The following is a 23,653-nucleotide window of genomic DNA, read 5'->3' on the forward strand; positions in this document are numbered from 1 at the left end:
CGAGGACGGCACCCACCCGGCCGGAGGCCCCCGCGCGCGCCAAGCGGCAGGTCGCGTTTCGATTGATGTATGCGGACGGAACCAGAAGGGCATGGACCTGTCCGGTACGGGCCGCCCCTGCCGGAGCCGGGGCTTCCCGTCCTGCCTGAGTTGTCCGCCGTGCTCGCCGGTGCGGCGGGCCGCGCCCATGCCGAGCCGCCCGGCGGCAGCCCCGCCCTACGGGATGCCGCGAGCGGCTACTGGGGGCGGCGTGGCCTGCCGGTGGAGCGGGGTCACGTCGTCGCCGCGCCCGGCGCCGCGCCCCTGCTGCTCGCGCTGACCGCCGCGCTCGGCGGTGACGTGCTGCTCCCGCGGCCCTGTCCCGCCTGGTGGGCGCCGCAGGTACGGCTGCTGGGCCGGGCCGTGTACCCCGTGCCGACGCCCGCGGAGTGCGGTGGCGTGCCTGATCCCTACGCCCTGATGGAGACCGTTCGCCGTGTCCGCGCCGAGGGCGGCACCCCGCGGCTGCTCGTGCTCTCCGTCGCCGACGACCCGACGGCCACGGTTCCGCCGCCGGAAGTGCTGCACGAAGCCGTGGAGGCGGCCGCGGGCGAGGGGCTGCACATCGTCAGCGACGAGACCTGGCGCGACACCCTGCACCGCCCGCACGACACGGTCCTGGTCAGTCCGGCCGAGATGGCTCCGGAACGCGTGACGGCACTCGCCGATCTCTCCGGGGCGTTCCTGCCGCCGGGCTGGCCCGCCGCGGTCGCCCGCTTCCCGGCCGGTGCGCAGGGCGCCGCACTGCGGGCCCGCACCCTGGACGTCCTCACCGCGCTGGGCGCATGCGTCGCGGCGCCAGTCGGCGCGGCGGCGTCGTACGCCCTGGGCGAGCCGGACGAGATCACCGACCGCCTCGCCCGCGCGAGCAGCCTGCACGCGCGCGTGGCCGCCGCCGCGCACCACGCCGTGCTCGCGGCGGGCGCGCTGGCCCGGCCCCCGGCGGCCGGCCGCCACCTCTACGTGGACCTCGGCCCGCTGCGCACCGCCCTCGCCGCGCGCGGCGTCGGAGACTCACAGGACCTGGAGGATTACCTCGGCGAACGCCTCTCCATGCCCGCACCCGGCGGCCACCGCTTCGGCGACGACCTGGCGGCGCTGCACGTACGCCTGGCCACCGGGCCGCTGCTCGGCGCGGACCGGCAGGAGCGCCTGGCCTCGCTCACCGCGCCGGACGCGCTGGAACTGCCGCACGTGAAAAGGGCGTTGCGCAAGCTCGCAGCGGCCTTCGGCTAGGACTCGGCGGACCCCGCGGACCCCGCGTGCCGCACCTTGCGCCACAGCGTCGGCGCGACGCTGATCAGCACCGTCAGAGCGACCGCCACCACCACGCCCTGCCACGGCTCCTTGAAGAGGGAGCCGCCGAGAATGCCGATCAGCTGGTACGTCACGGCCCAGGCGAGGCACGCCGGAACGCTACCGCGGGCGAAATCGCGCAACGGCATCTTCGCCATCAGACAGGCCAGCATCACCGGAATCCGCCCGGCGGGCACGAGCCGGGACAGGACGAGGACCAGGACGCCGTGGTCATCGAGCTTCTCCTGCGCCTGCGCGAGACGGTCCTCGGGCGCCCGGTCCCGGATCGCCGCCAACCAGCGCGAGCCGTTCTTGGAGTGCATACCGCGCCGGCCGAGCCAGTACAGCGCCATGTCCCCGAGGAACGCGGCGAACGCCGAGACCCCGAACACCACGAGCAGCGCGAGGGGCGCGTCCTGGTGCACGGCCACCACGGCCGCCGAACTGACGAGCGCGCCCGTCGGCACCACCGGCACCAGCGCGCCCACCACGATGAGCAGGAACAACGACGGATAGCCGACCGCCTGGCCCGTGGACGTCGGCGACACCTGTATCGCCAGGGAGAGGATCACTGAGGGTCTCCCTTGCCGACCTCGGGCCGTACGCTCTCGCCGTGCCCAAGACGGTGCACGGCCACCTCGGGCGCGAGCCGCGCCGCCTGGCGTACGAACTCCTCACCCGGAGTGTGGAATTCATGCGGCCGTACGGCATCCATGCCGATCGGCCAGTACGTCCCGTAATGCACCGGCACCGCGCTGCGCGGCGCGATCCTGGAGAGGGCGAGTGCCGCGCGCCCCGCGTCGAGATGACCATGGCCGAGATACGGCCCCCAGCCCCCGACCGGGAGCAGCGCCACGTCGACATCCCCGACCTCGTCGGCCATCGAGTCGAAGAGCCCGGTGTCCCCGGCGAAATACGTCCGCGCCTCACCCCGCACCACGAAGCCGAGCGCGGGCGTGGCCTGCGGGCCCACGGGCAGCCGCCGCCCGTCGTGCCGCGCCGTCACCACCCGTACGGTGAGGTCGCCGATCCGCACCTCGTCCCCCGGCGCGACATCGACGAGGTGCAGATGGGAGAGCCTGCGCGCAAGCCCCGGCACCTGCCGGCGCGCGCCGCGTGGCAACAGCACCCGGGTGCCGGGGGCGATCCGCGCCAGGGAGGGCAGATGCAGATGGTCGGCGTGCAGATGGGACAGGAGCACGGCGTCGGCGACGGCCGCCTCGGGGGGCGGAAGCGCGCCTCTGCGCCGGCGCAGATGGGCGAGGCGACGGGTGAACAGCGGGTCGGTGAGCACCCGTAGCCCTGAATCCTCGACCGTGCAGGTGGCATGACCCCACCAGGTGATCTCCACCGGCACCTCGGTTCCTCCTTCGCGCGACTGTCTACGAGCCTACGGCCAGGAGTATGGTCTCCGGCTGACGCCAGTGGTGCGCAGGCCGGAGGTGAGGGGGACGCGATGGAGGACACCGCGAGTGTGACAGGGCTGCGGGTCGCGGCGATCGCCAGCCTGACCCCGCTGGAGGAGCTCGACGCCGATCCCTTCCTGGTGGACTCCCGGAGCCAGCACGCTATGTGCGCGCGGTGGGCCGCCGCCAGGGGCTACGTCATCACCCGGGAACTCGTCGTCCGCGGGCTGCCCGCCGACCACGCCGTGCTCTGGGCCGACGTCGACAAGGGGCTCGTGGACCTCTTCGTCGTGCCGAGCCGCCGGGTCCTCGACCTCGCGCTGCGTTCGCCGGACGAGTTCACCGCGGAGTGCGGGCGGCGTGGGGTGCGGATCGAGACGGCGGGCCTCGCCGAACCCTCGTACGACGCGGTGATGAAGGCCCACGTCCACCGGCGGCTCTCCATGCCGACAGCGGGGTACGACGGCCGCTGACCCGACCTCGACGGCCCCAGACCCGACCCCGCCCACCGACCCGTACACCCTGTGACACGCTGGTGTCCTGATCTGTCATGAAACGTGAGGCGGCACGGCGTGGGGCGAGAACGATGGCGGGCCATCGGCAGCGTGCTGTGGAGATCCGTCGCCGTGTGGCTGGTCAGCACGCTCACCATGCTCGCGCTCGCCGGCATCCTGCCCGACTTCCAGTTGCAGGCCGACGACGATGACAGCGCCACCCGCATCGCCAGCACGGCCGCCCTGGGCGCCGGCGCCTTCGGTCTGCTCTCCTCGCTGGTGTGGCCCCTGCTCGTGCGGGCGCTGCTGCTCGTGCCCGCGCTCGTGCTCGGGCTGCTCGCCTTCGCCCTCAACGGCTCACTGCTGCTGCTCGCCCTCAGTCTCATCCCCGACGGCCGCGGCGAGGCCAACCCCGAGACCGCCGTCGTCGTCGCCGCGGTCATGTCCGCGGTCGCCTCCGCCACCGGCGGCGCCCTCGCCGTCCGCGACGACGACGCCTACCGCCGCCGCCTCTACCGCCTCGCCGACCGCAGACGCCGCCGTCTCGCCGAGAGCCGGGTCGGCCCCGTACCGCCGGGCACCGTCTTCATGCAGCTCGACGGCGTCGGTCACGACGTCCTGTGCGCCGCCATGGACAAGGGCCTCATGCCGACCGTCGCGGGCTGGCTCGGCCAGGGGCGCGAAGCCACCCACCGGCTCACCCCCTGGCGCACCGACTGGTCGAGCCAGACCGGCGCGAGCCAGCTCGGCATCCTGCACGGCTCCAACCACGATGTCCCCGCCTTCCGTTGGTACGAGAAGGACACCGGGGAGGTGATGGTCTCCAACCGGCCGGCGTCGGCGGTCGAGCTCCAGCGCCGCGCCATCGAGCGCACCGGCGACGGCGGCCTCCTCACCGTCGACGGGGCCAGCCGCGGCAACCTCTTCAGCGGCGGCGCCGAGCAGGTCGCGCTCGTGCTCTCCATGGCCGCACGCCGCGGCAAGGAGAACCGCTCGCGCGCCGGGTACTTCGCCTACTTCTGCGACCCCGCCAACGCCGTGCGCACCGCCCTGTCCTTCGTCGCCGAAGTCGGCCGCGAGATCGGCGAGTCGACCCGCGCCCGGCTCGGGAAGCGGCGCCCCCGCGTCGGCAGGGGCGGGCTCTACCCCTTCATCCGCGCCTTCGCGACCGTCGTCGAGCGCGATGTCGTCGTCACCGCGGTCATCGGGGACATGCTCGCCGGGCGCAGCGCGGTCTACGCCGACCTCGTCGCGTACGACGAAGTGGCCCATCACTCCGGCCCCCGCGGCGGCGACGTGGACAAGGTGCTCCAGCGGCTCGACCGGTCCCTCGCGCTCATCGCGAAGGTCGCCGAACACGCCCCCCGCGCCTACCGCATCGTGGTCCTCTCCGACCACGGCCAGAGCCCCGGCGAGACCTTCCAGGCCCGCTACGGTCTCACCCTCGCCGACCTGGTCAGGGCCGGCTGCGGACTGCCCGTGCCGCGCAAGGCACAGCGCACGCACAGCGGCGCCGAGGCACGCTCGACGGTCCGCGCCGCCCTGCGCCGCCCGGTCGAGGAGGGCGCGGGGCAGCACCGCCCCGCCCACCGTGCGGAGCCCATCGTCCTCGCGTCCGGCAACCTCGGCCTCGTCTCGTTCCCCGACGTCGCGCACCGCATGACCCGCGAGGAGATCGAACTGCGCCACCCGGCGCTCCTGCCCACCCTCGCCAACCACCCGGGCGTCGGCTTCCTCCTCGTACACAGTCAGGAGCGCGGCGCGGTCGTCCTCGGCGCGCGGGGTGCGGAGGTGTACCTCGACGAGCGACCCGGTGACCTCGGGCCCCTGGCCGACTTCGGGCCGGGCGCAGCCGAGGCCGTGCGCCGCACCGACGGCTTCCCGCATGCCGCCGACATCATGGTCAACTCCTGGTACGACCCCCAGGAGGGCGAAGTGCTCGCCTTCGAGGAGCAGATCGGCTCGCACGGCGGACTCGGCGGCGCGCAGGCGCAGCCGTTCCTGCTCTCCCCCCTCGTGCTCTCCGCCCCGGTCGACGAGGGGGACGAACTCGTCGGCGCCGAGAGGGTCCACGACGTGCTCCGGCGCTGGCTCGGCGAGTATCTGGGACCAGAGATTCCGCTGGTCACAGGGGTTGCCCGGACTACGGACGATTCCCGGCCCGTCGACCCGGACGGCACAGCTTTTGCGGTCGTCGACCCTGCCGCACAGGACAAAACACACTGATTTTGTACGGCCCCCGCCGTGCCCGACCATGTCTCTCGCCCCGGCGATCCCGGGCGTCCCACGCGATGAGAGGCACCACCCCATGCACGACACCGGAACCGCGATCAAGCCGGCTCCGGCTCCCGACCAGGAAGAACAGCGGACAGAGCGGCACGCCGAACAGGCAGAGCACACGGAGCCCGGCAGCAGGCACGCTCGCCGTTTCGGCCTTCCCATCGCCACCTGCCTCGTCATGGGCAACATCATCGGCGGCGGCATCTTCCTGCTCCCGGCCTCCGTCGCCCCGTTCGGGACCATCAGCCTCGTCGCGTTCGGCGTCCTGACCGCGGGCGCCATCGCCCTCGCCCTGGTCTTCGGCAGGCTCGCGCAGCGCGACCCGCGCACCGGCGGACCGTACGTCTACGCACGCGCCGCGTTCGGCGACTTCGCGGGCTTCCTCGCGGCCTGGTCCTACTGGGCCACCACCTGGGTGTCGAACGCCGCGCTGGCCGTCGCCGCCGTCGGCTATCTGGACGTCCTGATACCGGTCAACGACCACAGGTGGACCGCCTGCCTGGCCGCCCTGGTGCTGCAACTCCTGCCCGCGCTCGCGAACCTCGCCGGCACCCGCTACGTCGGCGCGGTCCAACTCGTCGCCACCGTGCTGAAGTTCGTGCCCCTGCTGCTTGTCGCGATCGGCGGGCTGTTCTTCTTCGACAGTGCCAACCTCGGGCCCTTCCAGGCAGGCGACGGCAGCCCGGTCGGCGCGGTCTCCGCATCGGCCGCGATTCTGCTCTTCTCCTACCTGGGCGTCGAGTCGGCCGCCGTCAGCGCCGGAGAGGTGCGCGATCCGCGCCGCAACGTCGGCCGCGCCACCATCCTGGGCACGCTCGGCGCCGCCGTCGTCTACCTGCTCGGCACCCTCGCCGTCTTCGGCACCGTCGCCCACGACAAGCTCGTCGGCTCCACCGCGCCGTTCTCGGACGCCGTCAACGTCATGTTCGGCGGCTCCTGGGGCGGTACGGCCGTGGCGCTCGCCGCGCTCGTCTCGATGGTCGGCGCGCTCAACGGCTGGACCCTGCTGAGCGCCCAGGCGCCGTACGCCGCCGCCAAGGACGGGCTCTTCCCCGCCGCCTTCGGCAGGAAGAAGCGTGGAGTGCCGACCGTGGGCGTCGTCGTCACCGTCGTCCTGGCCTCGCTGCTCACCGTCTACAACTACACGGCGGGATCGAGCGGCGTCTTCGAGTCGCTGGTCCTGATCACCACGTTCACCGCCACCGTGCCCTACCTCCTGGCCACCGCCGCGCAGATCTACTTCCTCGTCTCCGGGCAGGGCGAGCGCGTCAACCGCGCCCGCCTGGCGCGGGACGGCATCCTCGCGGGCATCGCGTTCGGCTTCTCGATGTGGCTCGTCGCCGGGTCCGGATACGCGGCCGTCTACCAGGGCGTCCTGTTCCTCTTCGCGGGCGTGCTCGTCTACGCGTGGATGGCGGCCCGCAAGAAGCGGACCGCCACCCACTGATGTACTCGCCGGGAAGTCCTACCTGGCGAGCGGCGCGACCACCCAGCGGCGGGTGGTGAACATGCTGTCGGGCGACCCGATCTCGATCAGCTTGCGGGCGGCCGGGTAGGCCTCGTTGCCCTCGATCTCGTAGCCCACGTCGAACGTGCCCGGCACGTCCCTGACCTCGGGCTCCCGCTGGGCGGCGGCACCCTGGCCGCCCTGCTCGTCGGCCGTCACGGCGGCGAGCTCGGCGAGCAGCCTGCGCTGGGCCGCGGCGAGCGCCTCGTGCGGGTCGCGTGTCCGCGGCGCCGCGACCGTCGCCGACGCGCCCTCGGGCGGCGGCGAGACGTCCGTGCTCGGCTCGCGCGTCGTGCCGGTGGTCTCGCGCGTGGAGATCTGCGCCTGGACGACGGTCGCGTCATTGTCCAGGGCCACGCGGATGAGACCGCGGTCGGGCGTGATGACCGGGATGCCGTCGAAGACCTGCCGGAACGTCACATGGGTCTCCAGTGACACCGGCTCGCCCAGCTCGGAGCCGTCCTTCGCCCCGGAGTTCTGCATCAGGTCGTGCACGCTGTCCACGACGAGTTCGGCGCCGTCGGCGTGCTGCTCGGCGAACGCGCGCGCCGCCTCGACCGCCTGCTCCGTGGGCAGTTGCCGCAGGTTGCGGTGGTTGGCCTCGGCGAGCTTGACCCACCGGACGGCGTGCGGAGCAGTGGAGACGATCCGGTCGCCGGAGGTGGCGCTGAGCACGCCCTGCTGCTCGACCTGCACCTCTTGCAGGGCCGCCGACGGGAAGTCGGCGATGCGGCCCGCCTTGGTGAGCTCCTCGCCCGGGTCGCGCGGCGCGAGCTGCACGATCTGCGGGGTGGCCGGCGCCTGCGTCAGCGGCTCCCTGAGGCTTTCGCGCGCGTTGTACCAGCGCCACGCGTACCAGTTGTCCTGCACGTGCTCGCGGTACAGGGTGCGCTCGCCGTTGAGCCGCGCGTTGGCGTCGGCCTGGTTGACGCCGACCGCGCAGACCGAGGGCGCCTGGCCCTTGTGGATGTCCCAGCTGGCGTTCAGCCACGCGTCGGTGAAGGTCTGCCCGGCCCGCCACTTCTCCCAGAACTTCTTGCCGTAGTCCGGGCTGTCGATGCTGACGGTCTCGAAGCCGAAGATCATGCGGAAGCCGATGTTGGGCCCCGCCCAGGTGCGGATCGGGGAGTGCCCGCCAAGGACGCGCAGCGAGGTGCAGGTGGACCAGAAGACGTAGTTGGCCTTCTCGTTGCCCAGCGCCATCCGGTTGGAGATCGCGTCGCTGCGGCCGTCCCAGACCGCGCCGAGCGGCGCGAAGAACACGCCGTTGCCGTCCATGCCGCCGTGGCCCGAGTGGTACACGGCGACCACCGCGTCCATGCCGTAGCGGTCCTGCCAGTTGTCGTACGTCTCCTCGTACGCCCAGACCTGCGCCCCGCCGTCCGCGAACCAGAAGTTGCGGTCGTAGAACTGCTGGAGGTACGCCAGCCACCCCGTGGCGTCGGCGTGTGTGTGGAAGAGAGGTGACTGGTTGACGAACTTCTGGATGCTGAAGGCGCCCCACCAGCCGAACGTCGAGTCACGGTCACCGGCGGCTCCCGGCTTCGCACCTTCCAGCGGCGACGGGCCGCGTTCCGAGAAATTCATGCGCATGGCCAAACCCCCTGAGTGGTCTCCTCGTCCCGTGGGCGAGGGGGCCTCAAAGTGTCACCGCGGGCGCGCCTTGCACAGTTGTCATTTCGGCCATAGCGACCGCGCCCCGGGACTGCCGTGCCGCCTCAGGCACCCCCGCCTCCCCGTGGGCCGGTCTTCCATGTGCGCCGAGTCAGGGTGTGATCGGATGGGCCCACGGACGTTCCGCGACGCATCACGGAACCGCACTGAAGGGATCTACATCGTGGCTACCACGCGCTCCGCGCACACGGTCTGGGAAGGCTCTCTGACGGAGGGCTCGGGAACCGTCACCTTCGACTCCTCCGGGATCGGCGAGCAGGCGGTGTCCTGGCCGGCCCGCGCCGAGCAGGCCAACGGCAAGACCAGCCCGGAAGAGCTGATCGCCGCCGCGCACTCCAGCTGCTTCTCCATGGCGCTGTCGCACGGTCTGACGGGCGCGGGCACCCCGCCCACCCGCCTGACGACCTCCGCCGACGTGACCTTCCAGCCCGGCACCGGCATCACCGGCATCCACCTCACCGTCGAGGGCGAGGTGCCGGGCCTCGACGAGGCCGCGTTCGTCTCCGCCGCCGAGGACGCCAAGGCGAACTGCCCCGTGAGCCAGGCGCTGACGGGCACGACCATCACGCTGTCGGCGAAGCTGGCCTGAGGCCGGCCGGAAGCACTTTCCGGCCAATTCCGACCGTGCCGCCGTCCCTCCCGGGGCGGCGGCACAGTCATGGGCGGCATTGACAACACGCCGCTCAAGTTTTGTGATGGAGGTCGAAGTGCGCCGGGAAACGGGCTCGTGGTGGAAGGGGACTGGACATGGCACGTGCAGTCGGGATCGACCTCGGAACGACGAACTCAGTGGTGGCCGTCCTGGAGGGCGGTGATCCCACGGTCGTCGCCAACGCGGAGGGGGCGCGCACCACGCCTTCGGTCATCGCCTTCGCGAAGAACGGCGACGTACTCGTGGGAGAGGTCGCCAAGCGGCAGGCGGTCACGAACGTGGAGCGCACCGCGCGCTCCGTCAAACGCCATATGGGCGACGGGAGTTGGCGCTTCCCGGAGGGCGGTTCCGTGGACGGCACGCGGTACACCGCGCAGGAGCTGTCGGCCCGCGTCCTGCAGAAGCTCAAGCGTGACGCCGAGTCCTATCTGGGCGAGGACGTCACGGACGCCGTCGTCACGGTCCCCGCCTACTTCGACGACACGCAGCGCCAGGCGACCAAGGAGGCCGGCGAGATCGCGGGCCTGAACGTGCTCCGCATCATCAACGAACCCACGGCCGCGGCCCTCGCGTACGGCCTCGACAAGGGCGACGACCAGACGGTCCTCGTCTTCGACCTCGGCGGCGGCACCTTCGACGTCTCGCTCCTGGAGATGGGCGACGGCGTCATCGAGGTGAAGGCCACCAACGGCGACACGCAGCTGGGCGGCGACGACTGGGACCAGCGCATCGTCGAGTACCTCGTACGGCAGTTCAAGAACGCGTACGGGGTGGACCTCGGCAAGGACAAGATGGCGCTGCAACGGCTGCGGGAGGGCGCCGAGAAGGCCAAGATCGAGCTGTCGTCGTCGAGCGAGACGGACATCAACCTGCCGTACGTCACGGCGTCGGCGGAGGGCCCTCTGCATCTCGCGGAGAAGCTGACGCGCGCTCAGTTCCAGGAGCTCACAGCGGACTTGCTGGAGCGCTGTCGTGTCCCCTTCCATCAGGCGGTGAAGGACGCGGGCGTGCAGTTGTCGGCCGTCGACCACGTGATCCTGGTGGGCGGTTCGACGCGGATGCCCGCGGTGACGGAACTGGTCAAGGAACTCACCGGGCGCGAACCGCACAAGGGCGTCAACCCGGACGAGGTGGTGGCGCTCGGCGCGGCGCTCCAGGCCGGCGTGATCAGGGGCGACGTGAAGGATGTCCTGCTTCTCGACGTGACGCCGCTGTCCCTCGGGATCGAGACCAAGGGCGGCATCATGACCAAGCTCATCGAGCGCAACACGACCATTCCCACCCGGCGTTCGGAGACTTTCTCGACCGCCGAGGACAACCAGCCGTCGGTCGGCATCCAGGTCTTCCAGGGGGAGCGGGAGATCGCGGCGTACAACAAGAGGCTGGGTGTCTTCGATCTGACCGGACTGCCCCCGGCGCCGCGCGGCGTGCCCAAGATCGAGGTCACCTTCGACATCGACGCCAACGGCATCATGCACGTCTCCGCCAAGGACGAGGCGACGGGGCGCGAGCAGCGCATGACCGTCACGGGCGGCTCCGCCCTGCCCAAGGACGACATCAACCGCATGGTGCGCGAGGCCGAGGAGCACGCGGAGGAGGACCGCAAGCGGCGCGACGCGGCCGAGACCCGCAACCAGGCGGAGCAGCTCGTCTATCAGACGGAGCGTTTCCTGCGGGAGAACGAGGAGCGGATCCCCGCGGACACCAGGACCGAAGTGGAGGCGGCGGCCACGGAGTTGAAGGCCGTCCTCAAGGACAGGGCCGACGACACGGCGGCCCTCCGCGCCGGCGCGGAGAAGCTGGCCTCCGTCAGTCAGCGTATGGGCCAGGCCATGTACGCGGCCGCCGGTGAGGGCGCCCAGCAGGAGCAGGGGGCTCCGGGACCCGCCCCCGAGGAGGGCGTGGTCGACGCGGAGATCGTGGACGACGAGAAGCCGGGGGCGCAGGGCAAGGGAGGCGAGGGGTAGCCCACGCTAGGACCCCGTCTTCTCCCACCCCCGCCGCTCAGGTCGCGCACCGACCCGGCGGGGGTCCTTGCTGCGGTACACCACGTACGGCCGGAACAGATACTGCACCGGCGCGCTGAACATGTGCACGAGCCGCGTGAACGGGATCAGCGCGAACAGCGCCATCCCGACCACCGCGTGGATCTGGTACATGACCGGAACCCCCGCCATCCGGTCCGTGTCCGGCTGCAGGGTGAACAGGCTGCGGGCCCAAGGTGCCATCGACTCGCGGTAGTTGTAGCCCTCGCCCGAGGCGTGCGTCAGCTTGGCCACCATGCCCAGCACGATCGCCGCGAACAGCACGAGATACATCAGCTTGTCGTTGGCGGTCGTCGCGCGGAACACCGGCGCGTTCGTGCGCCGCCGGTAGAGCAGCAGCAGGATGCCGAGCACCAGCAGGATGCCCGCCGCCGTGCCCCCGTACAGCGAGAACAGGTGGTACGTGTGCTCGCTCACGCCCACCTTCTCCGTCCACGACTCCGGGATGAAGAGCCCCACCAGATGTCCGACGAGCACGAACAGGATCCCGTAGTGGAACATCGGCGACGCGATGTTGAGCAGCTTCGACTCGTACACCTGCGAAGAGCGCGTCGTCCAGCCGAACTTGTCGTAGCGGTACCGCCACAGGAGGCCCGCCACGAGAAGGACGAAGGCCACGTACGGGATGACGCCCCACAGCAGCGTTCTCATCAGTGCTCCCCGATCAGTGCGAAGGGTTCGAGGCCGACGTCCTCCCGCGGTGGCCCCGACCGGGCGAGTGCCTGCGCCTCGGCCCGGTCCTTCGGCGAGGGGCCGGGCAGTGTCGCGCAGACCGCCTGGAGGACGGACGCGTAGGGCGTGCCGAAGTCGGTGAGGGCGAGCCGCAGCAGCTCGAGGCCCGGCCGGTGCTCCTGAAGGAGGACGGGGCCCGCGTGCGCGGAGAACTCCAGGACGGCGGGCAGGAAGTCGGGCAGCTCCTCGCCGGTGAACTCCAGGCCGTGCTCCCGGTAGACCTCCTTGAAGCGGACGAGGGCCATCCCGCGCCGCCGTGTGTCACCGTCGCGCCACCAGCTCAGATAGAGGCTGTGGCGGTTCTTGAAGTCGAAGACCTGGACGTAGTGCGCGGCCATTTCGGAGGGGTCGGTCGCTTCCGCGTGGGCCAGGAAACTCCGCAACTCCGGTGCGGCAGCCGTCAGGTGCGGCAGCAGGCCACGGAACTCCTCGTCCGGGTAGGACAGACAGTGCGCGGCTGCCTGGTAGAACACGGCGTGGTCGCTCACAGGGTGTCCTTCTTGGTGGCGGATGGCTGCTCGTCGGCGGTCTGCCGGTCCCGCAGGGTGTGGAAGTTCTCGATGGTCACCAGAGGGAGCTGCTTGCGCCCCGAGTCCTGACCGAAAGGACCGTCCCCGCCCGCGCCCGGACCGCCCTCGAAGTCGAGGCTGCACGAGTCCGGCAGCGCGGACTCCTCCAGACGCTGCGCGTCACCGACGGCGGCGGTCGGGATGACGTAGCGGTCCTCGTACTTGGCGATGGCGAGAAGGCGGTACATCTCCTCGATCTCCTGGCCCGACATGCCCACGGACTCGGCGACCGAACGGTCGGGCCTGTCCCCGAGGTTGATGGCCCGCATGTGGGCCCGCATCGCCGCCAGCTTCTCCAGCGAGGACCGCACCGGGCCCATGTCACCGGCCGTGAAGATCTCCGCCAGGTATTCGAGCGGGATGCGCAGGGTGTCGATCGCGCCGAAGAGGTTGTCCAGGTCCTCGCCGTCGTGCCCGGTCTCGCTCAGCGCGTCCACGACCGGGGAGAGCGGCGGGATGTACCAGACCATCGGCATCGTGCGGTACTCCGGATGCAGCGGGAGCGCCACCTTGTACGTGCTGATCAGCGCACGCACGGGGGAGCGGCGTGCCGCCTCGATCCAGTCGTGGCCGATCCCGGCCTTCTCGGCCTCGCGCCGCACCTCGGGGTCATCCGGGTCGAGGAAGACCCCCAACTGGGCCTCGTAGAGCGCCTTGTCGTCCTGCACGGACGCCGCTTCCGTCACCTTGTCGGCGTCGTACAGGATCACCCCCAGATACCGCAGCCGCCCCACGCACGTCTCCGAGCAGACGGTGGGCAGACCCACCTCAAGGCGCGGATAGCACATCGTGCACTTCTCGGCCTTGCCGGTGCGGTGGTTGAAGTACACCTTCTTGTACGGGCACCCCGTCACGCACTTGCGCCAGCCGCGGCAGCTGTCCTGGTCGACCAGGACGATGCCGTCCTCCTCGCGCTTGTACATCGCGCCGGACGGGCAGGACGCCACGCATGACGGGTTCAGGCAGTGCTCGCAGATTCGCGGCAGATAGAACATGAAGGTCTGCTCGAAGGCGAACTTCACCTTCTCCGCGGCCTTTTCGCGGGTCTTGGCGACCATCGGGTCGAGGTCGCCGTACTCGGTGGCGCCGCCCAGGTTGTCGTCCCAGTTCGACGACCACTCGATCTTCATGGGCTTGCCGCTGATCAGCGAACGCGGCTCCGCCACCGGGTAGTCGTCGCCGAGCGGGGCGTCGGTGAGGTTCTTGTACTCGTACGTCCAGGGCTCGTAGTAGTCCTTGATCTCCGGCAGCTTCGGGTTGGAGAAGATCTCCAGGAGAGCCTTGATCCGGCCGCCGTTCTTGAGCTTCAGGGCGCCCTTCTTGTTCAGCTCCCAGCCGCCCTTCCACTTCTCCTGGTCCTCGTAGCGGCGCGGATAGCCCTGGCCGGGCCGGGTCTCGACGTTGTTGAACCAGACGTACTCCATGCCGTCCCGGTTGGTCCACGCCTGCTTGCAGGTGACGGAGCAGGTGTGGCATCCGATGCACTTGTCGAGGTTCATGACCATCGCGATCTGTGCCATGACGCGCATGTGTCAGTACTCCACCTTCTGCGAGCGGCGGCGGATGACCGTCACCTCGTCGCGCTGGTTCCCTGTCGGGCCCAGATAGTTGAAGGCCCACGACAACTGGGCGTAGCCGCCGATGAGATGGGACGGCTTGAGGATGAGGCGGGTCAGGGAGTTGTGGATGCCGCCGCGCTTGCCGGTGGTCTCCGTCTTGGGGACGTTGACCGTGCGTTCCTGCGCGTGGTGCATGTAGACCGTGCCGGCCGGCATCCGGTGCGAGACGACCGCCCGCGCGACCACGACGCCGTTGCGGTTGACCGCCTCGATCCAGTCGTTGTCCTTCACGCCGATCGCCTCCGCGTCCTGCGGCGACATCCAGATGCACTGCCCGCCCCGGGAGAGCGACAGCATGAAGAGGTTGTCCTGGTACTCGGAGTGGATGGACCACTTGTTGTGCGGGGTGAGGTAACGGACCGTCACTTCCTTCTCACCGTCCGGGCCGAGCTGGGGCTCCCCGAACAGACGGTTCATGTCCAAGGGTGGCCGGTAGACGGGCATCGCCTCGCCCAGCTCGTGGATCCAGTCGTGGTCGAGGAAGAAGTGCTGGCGCCCGGTGAGCGTGTGCCAGGGCTTGAGGTGCTCGGTGTTCAGCGTGAACGCCGTGTAGCGCCGCCCGCCCGCCTCGCTGCCTGACCACTCGGGCGAGGTGATCACGGGAACGGGCGCGGCCTGCGTGTCGGCGTACGTGATGCGCTTGCCCTCGTGCTCGGCGGCCAGGTGCGCCATCTCCTGTCCGGTGCGCGCCTCCAGGGTGTGGAAGCCCTGCGTGGCCAGGCGGCCGTTGGTCGTGCCGGAGAGGGCGAGGATGGTGTTGGCCGCCTTGATCGCCGTGTCCAGGGCGGGACGTCCGTCCGCGGGTCCACCGCGTACGACGCCGTTGCGTTCGCGCAGCTCGTCGACCTCCTGATCGGGTCGCAGCGCGATGCCCTTCGCGGGCAGGCCGAGCTTCTCCGCCAGCGGGCCGAGCGCCGCGAACTTCGCGCCGATCGCGGTGTAGTCGCGCTCGACCACCGTCAGGCCCGGCATCGTCCTGCCGGGGATCGCCTCGCACTCGCCCTTGCGCCAGTCCAGGACGACACCGCCGGGCTGGGCCGTCTCGCCGGGGGTGTCGTGCTGGAGGGCGGTGGCGACGAGGTCCTTGCGTACGCCGAGATGGTCCACGGACAGCTCGCTGAGCCGTTCCGCGATCGCCTTGAACGTGTCGAAGTCGGTGCGGGCCTGCCACGGCGGGTCGACCGCCGGGGTGAAGGAGTGGACGTAGGGGTGCATGTCCGTGGAGGACAGGTCGTGCTTCTCGTACCAGGTGGCGGCGGGCAGGACCACGTCCGAGAGCAGCGTCGACGACGTCTGGCGGAAGTCGAGCGAGACGAGCAGGTCGAGCTTCCCCTCGGGGGCCTCGTCGCGCCACGTCACCGTCGAGGGCCGCTCGTCGGGCGCCGCCTCCTCGGCCCGCAGCGAGGAGTGCGTGCCGAGCAGATGCTTGGTGAAGTACTCCGCGCCCTTGGCCGATGAGCCGAGCAGGTTGGCGCGCCACAGGGTCAGGACGCGCGGCCAGTTCTCGGGGGCGTCCGGGTCCTCGCAGGCGAAGTTGAGGGTGCCGGCCTTGAGCTCGTCGACGACATTGGCGACGGGGTCCTCGGTGGTCTCGCCCAGATCGAGGGAGTTGCGGTCGAAGGTCGGGTACGAGGGCATCCAGCCCGTGCGCGCCGACAGGGCCAGGCAGTCGGCGCCCGTCATCCCCGCGAACCGCCCCTCGCCGAGCGGCGAGGAGAGTACGTCCGCGGCGAACTTGTCGTAGCGCCACTGGTCGGTGTTCAGGAACCAGTACGCGGCGCCGATCATCTGCCGCGGCGGCCTGCTCCAGTCGTTGGCGCTCGCGAGGGTCGCCCAGCCGGTCGCGGGGCGGCACTTCTCCTGCCCCACGTAGTGCGCCCAGCCGCCGCCGTTGCGGCCCTGGCAGCCGGTGAGCTGGAGCAGCGCCAGGAACGCGCGGTAGATCGTCTCGGAGTGGAACCAGTGGTTGGTCCCCGCCCCCATGAGGATCATGCAGCGCCCGCGCGACTTCTCGGCGGTCTGCGCGAACTCCCGCGCGATCTTCACCGCCTTCGCGGCCGGGACCGAGGTGTGCGCCTCCTGCCAGCCCGGGGTGCCGGGTGCGTCGGCATCCTCGTACGAAGAAGGCCACTCGCCCGGGAGCCCCTCGCGCCCGACGCCGTACTGGGCGAGCAGCAGGTCGAAGACCGTCGTGACCAGCGGCCCGTCCTGGCCGCCGAGCCGCGTGGCGGGCACCCCGCGGCTGACGATCTCGCCCCGGCCCTGGCCGTGTGTGCCGCCCTCGGTGTCGAAGCGGGGGAGCAGTACCTCGACGCCGGTCGCCACGGCGGAGTCGTGCAGGGAGAGCTGCGGCTTGATGTTGCCGAGCTCCAGATTCCACTTGCCCTTGCCGGAATCGGTCCAGCGGAAGCCGAGCGAGCCGTTCGGGACCGCCGGCTGCCCGGTGTTCTCGTCCAGGACAGCTGTCTTCCAGTCGCCGCCCTCACCGCTCTGGCCGAGATCGGTCGCGCGCAGGAACTTCGACGGGACGTACGCGCCGTCGCGCTCGGTCAGCGTCACCAGGAACGGCAGGTCGGTGAACTTGCGCACGTAGTCCGTGAAGAAGTCCGTCTGCCGGTCGACGAAGAACTCCTTGAGGATGACGTGGCCCATCGCGATGGCGAGGGCGCCGTCCGTGCCGGGGTGCGGGTGCAGCCACTCGTCGGCGAACTTCGTGTTGTCCGCGTAGTCCGGCGAGACGGCGACGACCTTCTGACCTCGGTAGCGGGCCTCGGCCATCCAGTGCGCGTCCGGCGTCCGCGTCACGGGGACGTTCGAGCCCCACATCATCAGATACGCCGCGTCCCACCAGTCACCCGACTCGGGTACGTCGGTCTGGTCGCCGAAGACCTGGGGTGACGCGACCGGCAGGTCCGCGTACCAGTCGTAGAAGGACAGCATGGGAGCGCCGATCAGCGACATGAAGCGGGCGCCCGCCGCGTGCGACACCATCGACATCGCCGGGATGGGGGAGAAGCCCGCCACCCGGTCGGGGCCGTGCGTCTTGATCGTGTGGACGTGCGCCGCCGCGATGATCTCGACGGCCTCGTCCCAGGTCGCCCGCACGAGCCCGCCCTTGCCGCGCGCCTGCTGGTATCTGCGGCGCCGCTCGGGGTCGCTCTGGATGTCGGCCCACGCGAGCACCGGGTCCTTGAGTCGGGCCTTCGCCTCCCGGTACATCTCCAGGAGCACGCCGCGCAGGTACGGGTAGCGCACGCGGGTCGGCGAGTACGTGTACCAGGAGAACGCGGCGCCGCGCGGGCAGCCGCGCGGCTCGTACTCGGGGCGGTCGGGGCCGACGGAGGGGTAGTCGGTCTGCTGGGTCTCCCAGGTGATGATGCCGTCCTTGACGTACACCTTCCAGCGGCAGGATCCCGTGCAGTTCACGCCGTGCGTCGAGTTGACGACCTTGTCGTGGCTCCACCGGTCCCGGTAGAAGGCGTCCGCGTCCCGGCCGCCGACGAGTCCGATGCTGTGCAGGTCGGGGGCGGCGGTGCCGCGGCGGAAGAACTTCCCCGCACGCAGCAGCGCGGCGCCGGGCTCGGTCGTCTCTGTCACCCTTGAGCTCCCTAGGTCTGCCTTTCAACGAACCTAGGTGCGGGGCGGCGGGGGCACACGGCGGCGACCGCCGTACGGGTTGCGGGGACGCTCATGGCACGCGGGTTGCGGGGACGCTCGTGGCACCCGGCTTGCGGGGGCGTTCGTGGACCGGCGCTTACCCCTGAGGTAATCGACCCCCGCCCGCGGTCCCGGCAGGGTGGTCCCACCGGACCCGGTCCGGCGCACTCCGGACCGGATCCGGCCCCCCTTTCCCCTTCGCTGCCTGGAGGTCACCCGTCATGTCCACGTACTCCGCGCACCCGCTCACCGCACTGGCCCGCACGAACGACCCGACGACGATGCTGCGCCGCTTCCTCGCCCTCGACGCGGTGGTGACCACCGGGAACGGCCTCGCGTACGCAGCGGCATCGGGCCCGCTCGGCCGCTTCCTCGGGGTCGACGCGGGACTCCTGCTCGGCCTCGGTGTCTTCCTCACGCTGTACGGCGCGGGCGTCGCCTTCCTCGCGTCGCGCAAGAGCCCGCCCGCGCTGCCCGTCCGGGCGGTGATCGAGGCGAACGCGGCCTGGACGGTGCTCAGTGTCGTCGCCCTGATCGCCTGGCTGACGCCCAGCACCGCGGGCGCCGTGTGGATCCCGCTCCAGGCCGCGACGGTCGCAGGCTTCGCCGCACTTCAGTACGGGGCGCTGCGAGCCCCGCGCGGTTAGCGCCGGGCGTCGAAGCGGCTGCGGGCGGCCTCGATCTCGGCGAGGTACTGGTGCGTCCAGGCGCACATGCCGTCGACCGTGGCGAGCAGACCTTCGCCCGCTTCGGTCAGGCGGTACTCGACGCGGGGCGGCACGGTGGCGTACACCGTCCGGTGCACGACACCGTCGCGCTCCAGGCCGCGCAGGGTCTGGGTGAGCATCTTGTGGCTGATGCCGTCCACCGCGGTCCGCAGCTCGGTGAAGCGCAGCGTCCGGTCGGCCAGGGCGTTGATGATCAGGAGCGCCCATTTGTTGGCCACACCCGAGAAGATCTCACGGGCCAGCGAGTCGGCGCGTGTCAGGTCCGCGTCCTCGGGGCCGCCGCTGATCCGTTGGGTCCCCATGGTCACGACCCCGCCGACTGGAGGTACTTGACCGTCGCCGGGTCGGCCGGGAGCAGCGTCTCGATGGCCAGCTCGGCGACCGTCACGTCCATGGGGGTGTTGAAGGTCGCGATCGACGAGATGAAGGACAGCAGCTGACCGTCATGTTCGATGCGCAGGGGCAGCGCGAAGTAGGGGACGCTGCTCCGCGACCCATCGGCCTCCACGACGTCGATGACGTCGACACCGGGATCCGCCACCGGATAGGCCGCCACCTCCTCGTACACCGCACGCAGCGCGTCCGAACGCTGCAGCGCGATCTGCCGCTCCATCTGGTGCAGCAGATGCCCGCGCCACTCGCGCAGATTGCGGATCCTGGGGGCGAGGCCCTCCGGGTGGAGCGTGAGCCGCATGGCGTTGAGCGGTGGCTGGAGGAGGCGCTCGGAGATGCCGTCGAGGATCATGGCGATGCCGCGGTTCGCCGCGATCACGTCGTACGTCGCGTCGACGACCAGGGCGGGGTAGGGCTCGTAGCCGCGCAGGAGCTGCTCGAGGCCCTCCCGCAGGGTGCCCATCGAGGGGTCGTCCATCGGGGTCTCGCGGAACCGGGGCGCATAACCGGCCGCGAGGAGCAGCGAGTTGCGCTCCCGTACGGGCACGTCGAGGTGCTCGGCCAGGCGCAGCACGATCTCCTCGCTCGGGCGTGACCTGCCGGTCTCGATGAAGCTGATGTGCCGTGCCGAGGAGTCGGCGCGCAACGCGAGTTCGAGCTGGCTCACCTTGCGCCGCTCGCGCCAGCCGCGCAGCAGCGGGCCGATGCCGGTACTTTCCTTGGTGGACGCGGCAGTTGTCATACCCAGACAGTAATCCACCCCTCCTTGCCCGGCGGCGGCTTGATCAGGGCCTCGCGCGGAGTGCTGTGGCAGGCTGAGGGGCAAGGGCTACAGGCACATGCGCCGTACGCACACCACTCGGACGGGAAGGGGCGCGGCCATGCCGGTCGAACCACTGTCACAGAAGGACGTCGAGGAGCGGCTCGCGGAGCTGCCCGGCTGGTCGCTGGAAGGCGACCGGATCACCCGCTCCTTCCAGCTGGGCTCCCACTTCGCGGCGACCGCGATGGTGGTGCACATCGCGCAGATCCAGGAGGATCTCGACCACCACTCCGACCTGACACTGGGCTACAACACCGTCTCCCTGTCCGTGCACACGCACAGCGCGGGCGGCGCTCTCACCGCGCTCGACTTCGAACTGGCCAGCCGGGTGGAAGAGCTGGCGGCCGGACACGGGGCGGTCTGAGCGAGCATGCTGGACTACGGCAAGGAAGCGGACCGCTATGACGCGTCGCGCGGCGGCGAGCCGCGCGCCGACGCCGCTGCCGCAGCGGTCCTCGGCCTGCTGCCGCCGCACGCCCGCACGCTCCTGGACGTCGCCTGCGGCACGGGCCTCGTCACCCGGCGCCTGGCCGGGACGGGCCTGCGGGTGACCGGAGTGGACTCCGCGCACAACATGGCGCGCATGGCGTCGAGCCGGCTGCCGGGAGCCGTCGTCCTGGGCGACAGCCGCAGGCTCCCCTTCCCCGATGCCTCGTTCGACGCGGTGTGCACGGTGTGGCTGCTCCATCTGCTCTCCGGCGCGCAGGAGACGAGGGCGGTGGTCGCCGAGTGCGCCCGGGTGCTGCGGCCCGGCGGCGTGTTCGTCACCACCGTCGACAAGGCCGCGGCGCACGACGTGGGCAGCGACATCGACGCCGTGCTCGCCCCACGTCCGGTGCGTCCCGCGGTCGACCGCGGCCGGGCGGTCGAGGCGTACGCGACCGCGCGGGGCCTGGCCCCGTCAGGCGAGGCCCGCTTCCGGGGCCACGGCCAGGGCCGTACACCCCGCTCCACGATCGAGGACCTCCACCGGGGCTGGTTCACCAGCATCCCGCCGGAGGGCCCTCTGGCGGCACGCCTCACGGAGGGCCTGGCCGCCCTCCCCGACCAGGAAGTACCGCGCGCCGACCCGCGGTTCACGCTCAGGGCGTTCCGGATGCCGTCCCCGAGGCCGCCCGTCGCGTGAACCTGCCTCAGCCGGCCCGTCGAGTTTACCGAAACCGCAAGGCGACTGGCCGACGGGAAGGCACCGGAGCAAGGTGGACACGACCCCAGATCCCGACCCCCAAAGGCGGCGGCCCCAGATGGCTCACGACCACGGCCAGGACCACGGACACAGGCATGGCCACAACCACGAGGACATCGACTGGGCCGCCATGGGCCCGATGCTGGAGCGGAACGCGGAGCTCGCCGCCCCGCAGAACCGTGAGATCACCGAGTGGCTGCGCACCTGGCAGCCGGAACCGAAGCTGATCGCGGACGTGGGCAGCGGCTCGGGGAGCATCTCCTTCCTCCTCGCCGAGATCTTCCCCAAGGCAGAGGTGACGGCGGTGGACCCGGCGGAGCCGCTCCTGGAGCGCGCGAGGGAGCGGGCCGCCCGCGAGGGCCTGACGGACAGGTTCAGCACGCTCCTCGCTGAACTCCCGGCAGGGATCGCCGAGTTGCCGCCCGCCGACCTCCTCTGGATCGGCAGGGCCCTGCACCACGTGGGCGACCAGGAGGCGGCACTGAGCGCCCTCGCCGAGCGCCTGGCACCCGGCGGCGCGATCGCGCTCCTGGAAGGCGGCCTGAACCAGCGCAGCCTGCCCCGCGACATCGGCTTCGGCCGCCCTGGCCTCCAGACGCGCTTCGACCTGGCGGACGACATGTGGTTCACGCGGATGCGCGCGGAGCTGCCGGGAGCGAAGTCGGTCACGGAGGACTGGCCCACGCTCCTCACCGAGGCGGGCCTGCGCCACGCGGGCACCCGGACGTTCCTCCTGGACCTGCCGTCCCCGGTCTCCGCCCCGGCCCGCGCCCACCTGATCTCGGAACTCGCCCGCCGCCGCGAGATGCACGAGGAAACCCTGGACGCCGACGACTTGGCAACGGTCGACCGCCTCCTGAACGAGAACGACCCTCAGAGCCTGCACCACAGGCCCGACGTGTTCCTGCTGTCGGCGCAGACGGTGCATGTGGGGGTCAAGGGGTAGGCGGGCAGTGGCCGGGGCGGGCGTAGAGGGTGACACGCCAGCCGCGGCCGCTCCTGGTGACGCACTGTTGGAAGCGCTCCTTGAGTACGTCGCGCTTCAAGGTCTCGTCCTCGATCCGGTCACCAGGGTCCCGCGAAGGGTCTGTGACGAACACGATCCGGCGCTGCGCGAGCATCCTGGCGCGGATCACGGCGGCGGGGACCTCGGTGCCGTAAAGGGTGTGTGACGCGGCCGGACGCCGGTCGAGGGCGAGATCGTCGAGTCCGGCGACGTCCTGCGGATGCGGCAAGGACCAGATCCGGCGCCGCAACGGCATGTACAGCACGGCGTCGCCCTTGTGCCCTGTTTCACGGATTGCTTGCGCGGCCGCGGCGGTGTCGTCGAGGCGGCTCTCCGGAGTGCGCAGGTGCACGCTCATGGGCGCCAGCGCGACCAGGGCGGCAGCCGCGGCCACCACGGCGACGGCGGCTCGCCCGCGCCCACCGCGGGTGAGCTGATCGAGCAGCGCACCGAGGAGCAGGGCGAGTCCTGCGAGCCCGTACAGGACGTATCGGTCCGTGTAGAGAGGCTTGACCGGGGTGATGAGCAACAGCGCGAGGGTGGGGGCTACGAGCAGTGAAAGGGCCGGCCGACGCAACCCGATCGGCTGGGCAGCGTCCACTGCCCGCCTGCCGAGGAGCGCAGCGCAGACGGCCCCGGCCACGCACAGGCCGGTGGCCCCCGCGTACACGCTCAGGTTGAAGTGGAGCCACCCCACCTGGTCCTTCTGGCGTTGACTCAGGACGGCGAGCGGCGCGAGGCCGGCGACCACGACCGCGGCGGCGATGGACCATGGCCGGCGCGCGGCCCGTGGCACCGTCAGAGCGTGTGCGGGCAGTGCGAACACCGCGAACTCGTGCAGCAGGCACGACGCCAGCATCAGTGAGCCGTACCAATACCAGAGCCTTCGTGCCCGGCGCCCGTCGGCCGAGGCGGCGCGCACCAGCACGTACGTCGCCCAGACCACCATCGCGCACACCAGCGCGTACGAACGGCCCTCCTGCGCAAAGCGCTGGATCGACGGCACCACAGCGAACACGACCCCGGCGAACAGGCCCGCACGCGGGCCGGCGAGGCGTCGGCCGATCATCGCCACACCGGCCGCGGCCGTGCTCATCGCGAGGACGGACGGGACCCGCATCACGAGCAACGGGTCGGCACCACCGAAGAGTTCACAGAGCCGGAAGAGGCCGTACGTCAGCAGGTAGTAGAGCCCGTGGACGGCGTCCACGTTTCCCAACGTCTGCCAGAGGTCGGACAGGCCGCGGTGTGCGACGTCGTACGTGACGGCTTCGTCCCGCCACATGTGACCGCCGCGGCGTACGTCCCAGAGGCCGAGGGCGAGGGTGAGCAGCACCCCCGGCAGGATGGCGGGCAGCCATCGAGCCCGTTCCCGGAGTCGACGCGCGCGCTCTACTCCGGGTGGGAATCCCCGTGACGGGGGCGGAGGGTTGCTGTGCGTGAGGGTGGCGATGGCGGGGCTCCCGTGCGTGTGCGTCGGCTGTGCCGGGCACAAGGGCGGGCCCGGAAAGCACGAGTTCAGCCGCCCGCGGATTGATAGGCAGCCC

The 23,653-nt window shown here is 71.1% G+C and carries 20 protein-coding genes; 10 read left to right on the top strand and 10 right to left on the bottom strand.

The window, feature by feature from the left end; genetic code table 11:
* Positions 1–69 precede the first annotated feature (69 nt).
* A complete protein-coding gene (locus ACIBCK_RS17335) occupies positions 70–1,275 on the top strand; it encodes an aminotransferase class I/II-fold pyridoxal phosphate-dependent enzyme (protein WP_399391034.1) in 1,206 nt (401 codons plus the stop codon).
* On the opposite strand, the gene ACIBCK_RS17340 is transcribed toward ACIBCK_RS17335, so the two are convergent.
* Both ACIBCK_RS17340 and ACIBCK_RS17345 read right to left on the bottom strand, forming a co-directional pair.
* Entirely contained in the window at positions 1,272–1,907 is a 636-nt protein-coding gene (locus tag ACIBCK_RS17340) for a DedA family protein (protein WP_399391036.1), read from the bottom strand. The genes ACIBCK_RS17335 and ACIBCK_RS17340 overlap by 4 nt on opposite strands.
* Entirely contained in the window at positions 1,904–2,692 is a 789-nt protein-coding gene (locus ACIBCK_RS17345) for an MBL fold metallo-hydrolase (RefSeq protein WP_399391038.1), read from the bottom strand. The genes ACIBCK_RS17340 and ACIBCK_RS17345 overlap by 4 nt, the downstream gene beginning before the upstream one ends.
* Before the next feature lie 99 nt (positions 2,693–2,791).
* On the opposite strand from ACIBCK_RS17345, the gene ACIBCK_RS17350 reads away from it, so the two are divergent.
* From ACIBCK_RS17350 to ACIBCK_RS17360, 3 genes are all read left to right on the top strand, one after another.
* A complete protein-coding gene (locus tag ACIBCK_RS17350; RefSeq protein WP_399391040.1) occupies positions 2,792–3,214 on the top strand; it encodes a hypothetical protein in 423 nt (140 codons plus the stop codon).
* A 99-nt stretch (positions 3,215–3,313) separates the two neighbouring features.
* Entirely contained in the window at positions 3,314–5,461 is a 2,148-nt protein-coding gene (locus tag ACIBCK_RS17355) for a phage holin family protein (protein WP_399391042.1), read from the top strand.
* Positions 5,462–5,543: 82 nt separating this feature from the next.
* Complete coding sequence (locus ACIBCK_RS17360) at positions 5,544–6,962, top strand: amino acid permease (RefSeq protein WP_399391044.1); 1,419 nt, start codon at positions 5,544–5,546, stop codon at positions 6,960–6,962.
* Positions 6,963–6,980: 18 nt separating this feature from the next.
* Here the strand turns inward: ACIBCK_RS17360 and ACIBCK_RS17365 are convergent, their stop codons facing one another.
* Positions 6,981–8,615 (bottom strand): DUF6345 domain-containing protein, encoded by a 1,635-nt coding sequence (locus tag ACIBCK_RS17365; RefSeq protein ID WP_399391046.1) that lies wholly within the window; start codon positions 8,613–8,615, stop codon positions 6,981–6,983.
* A 244-nt stretch (positions 8,616–8,859) separates the two neighbouring features.
* Here ACIBCK_RS17365 and ACIBCK_RS17370 point away from each other — a divergent pair, with 244 nt between their 5' ends.
* Positions 8,860–9,285, top strand: a complete 426-nt coding sequence (locus tag ACIBCK_RS17370; protein ID WP_399391048.1) for an OsmC family protein — start codon at positions 8,860–8,862, stop codon at positions 9,283–9,285.
* 158 nt (positions 9,286–9,443) lie between these two features.
* Positions 9,444–11,315 carry a molecular chaperone DnaK gene (dnaK, locus tag ACIBCK_RS17375; protein ID WP_399391050.1) on the top strand — a complete coding sequence of 624 codons (1,872 nt, stop codon included), beginning with the start codon at positions 9,444–9,446 and terminating at the stop codon, positions 11,313–11,315.
* Between the two features lie 6 nt (positions 11,316–11,321).
* Here the strand turns inward: dnaK and narI are convergent, their stop codons facing one another.
* Genes narI through ACIBCK_RS17395 form a run of 4 tightly spaced genes read right to left on the bottom strand, consistent with a single transcriptional unit; the run spans position 11,322 to position 17,910 of the window.
* A complete protein-coding gene (gene narI / locus ACIBCK_RS17380; protein ID WP_399391052.1) occupies positions 11,322–12,044 on the bottom strand; it encodes a respiratory nitrate reductase subunit gamma in 723 nt (240 codons plus the stop codon).
* Entirely contained in the window at positions 12,044–12,613 is a 570-nt protein-coding gene (narJ, locus tag ACIBCK_RS17385) for a nitrate reductase molybdenum cofactor assembly chaperone (protein ID WP_399391053.1), read from the bottom strand. Before narJ ends, narI begins: the two co-directional genes overlap by 1 nt.
* Entirely contained in the window at positions 12,610–14,223 is a 1,614-nt protein-coding gene (narH, locus tag ACIBCK_RS17390; RefSeq protein WP_399391055.1) for a nitrate reductase subunit beta, read from the bottom strand. The genes narJ and narH overlap by 4 nt, the downstream gene beginning before the upstream one ends.
* Positions 14,224–14,226: 3 nt before the next feature.
* Positions 14,227–17,910 carry a nitrate reductase subunit alpha gene (locus ACIBCK_RS17395; RefSeq protein ID WP_399391057.1) on the bottom strand — a complete coding sequence of 1,228 codons (3,684 nt, stop codon included), beginning with the start codon at positions 17,908–17,910 and terminating at the stop codon, positions 14,227–14,229.
* 281 nt (positions 17,911–18,191) lie between these two features.
* On the opposite strand from ACIBCK_RS17395, the gene ACIBCK_RS17400 reads away from it, so the two are divergent.
* A complete protein-coding gene (locus tag ACIBCK_RS17400) occupies positions 18,192–18,617 on the top strand; it encodes a hypothetical protein (protein ID WP_399391059.1) in 426 nt (141 codons plus the stop codon).
* On the opposite strand, the gene ACIBCK_RS17405 is transcribed toward ACIBCK_RS17400, so the two are convergent.
* Both ACIBCK_RS17405 and ACIBCK_RS17410 read right to left on the bottom strand, forming a co-directional pair.
* Positions 18,614–19,000, bottom strand: a complete 387-nt coding sequence (locus tag ACIBCK_RS17405; protein ID WP_399391060.1) for a winged helix-turn-helix transcriptional regulator — start codon at positions 18,998–19,000, stop codon at positions 18,614–18,616. The genes ACIBCK_RS17400 and ACIBCK_RS17405 overlap by 4 nt on opposite strands.
* A gap of 2 nt (positions 19,001–19,002) precedes the next feature.
* Positions 19,003–19,833, bottom strand: coding sequence for a helix-turn-helix domain-containing protein (locus ACIBCK_RS17410; RefSeq protein WP_399391061.1), 831 nt, complete (start codon positions 19,831–19,833; stop codon positions 19,003–19,005).
* A 139-nt stretch (positions 19,834–19,972) separates the two neighbouring features.
* On the opposite strand from ACIBCK_RS17410, the gene ACIBCK_RS17415 reads away from it, so the two are divergent.
* From ACIBCK_RS17415 to ACIBCK_RS17425, 3 genes are all read left to right on the top strand, one after another.
* Positions 19,973–20,278, top strand: a complete 306-nt coding sequence (locus ACIBCK_RS17415) for a 4a-hydroxytetrahydrobiopterin dehydratase (protein WP_399391063.1) — start codon at positions 19,973–19,975, stop codon at positions 20,276–20,278.
* Between the two features lie 6 nt (positions 20,279–20,284).
* Entirely contained in the window at positions 20,285–21,040 is a 756-nt protein-coding gene (locus tag ACIBCK_RS17420) for a class I SAM-dependent methyltransferase (RefSeq protein WP_399391065.1), read from the top strand.
* A 118-nt stretch (positions 21,041–21,158) separates the two neighbouring features.
* Positions 21,159–22,046, top strand: coding sequence for a class I SAM-dependent methyltransferase (locus tag ACIBCK_RS17425; protein WP_399391066.1), 888 nt, complete (start codon positions 21,159–21,161; stop codon positions 22,044–22,046).
* On the opposite strand, the gene ACIBCK_RS17430 is transcribed toward ACIBCK_RS17425, so the two are convergent.
* Complete coding sequence (locus ACIBCK_RS17430) at positions 22,036–23,442, bottom strand: glycosyltransferase family 39 protein (protein ID WP_399391068.1); 1,407 nt, start codon at positions 23,440–23,442, stop codon at positions 22,036–22,038. The two genes, ACIBCK_RS17425 and ACIBCK_RS17430, sit on opposite strands and share 11 nt — an antisense overlap.
* Positions 23,443–23,653: the final 211 nt, after the last annotated feature.

This window comes from Streptomyces sp. NPDC051218 (assembly GCF_044455475.1).
In the GTDB taxonomy this organism is placed as follows: domain Bacteria; phylum Actinomycetota; class Actinomycetes; order Streptomycetales; family Streptomycetaceae; genus Streptomyces.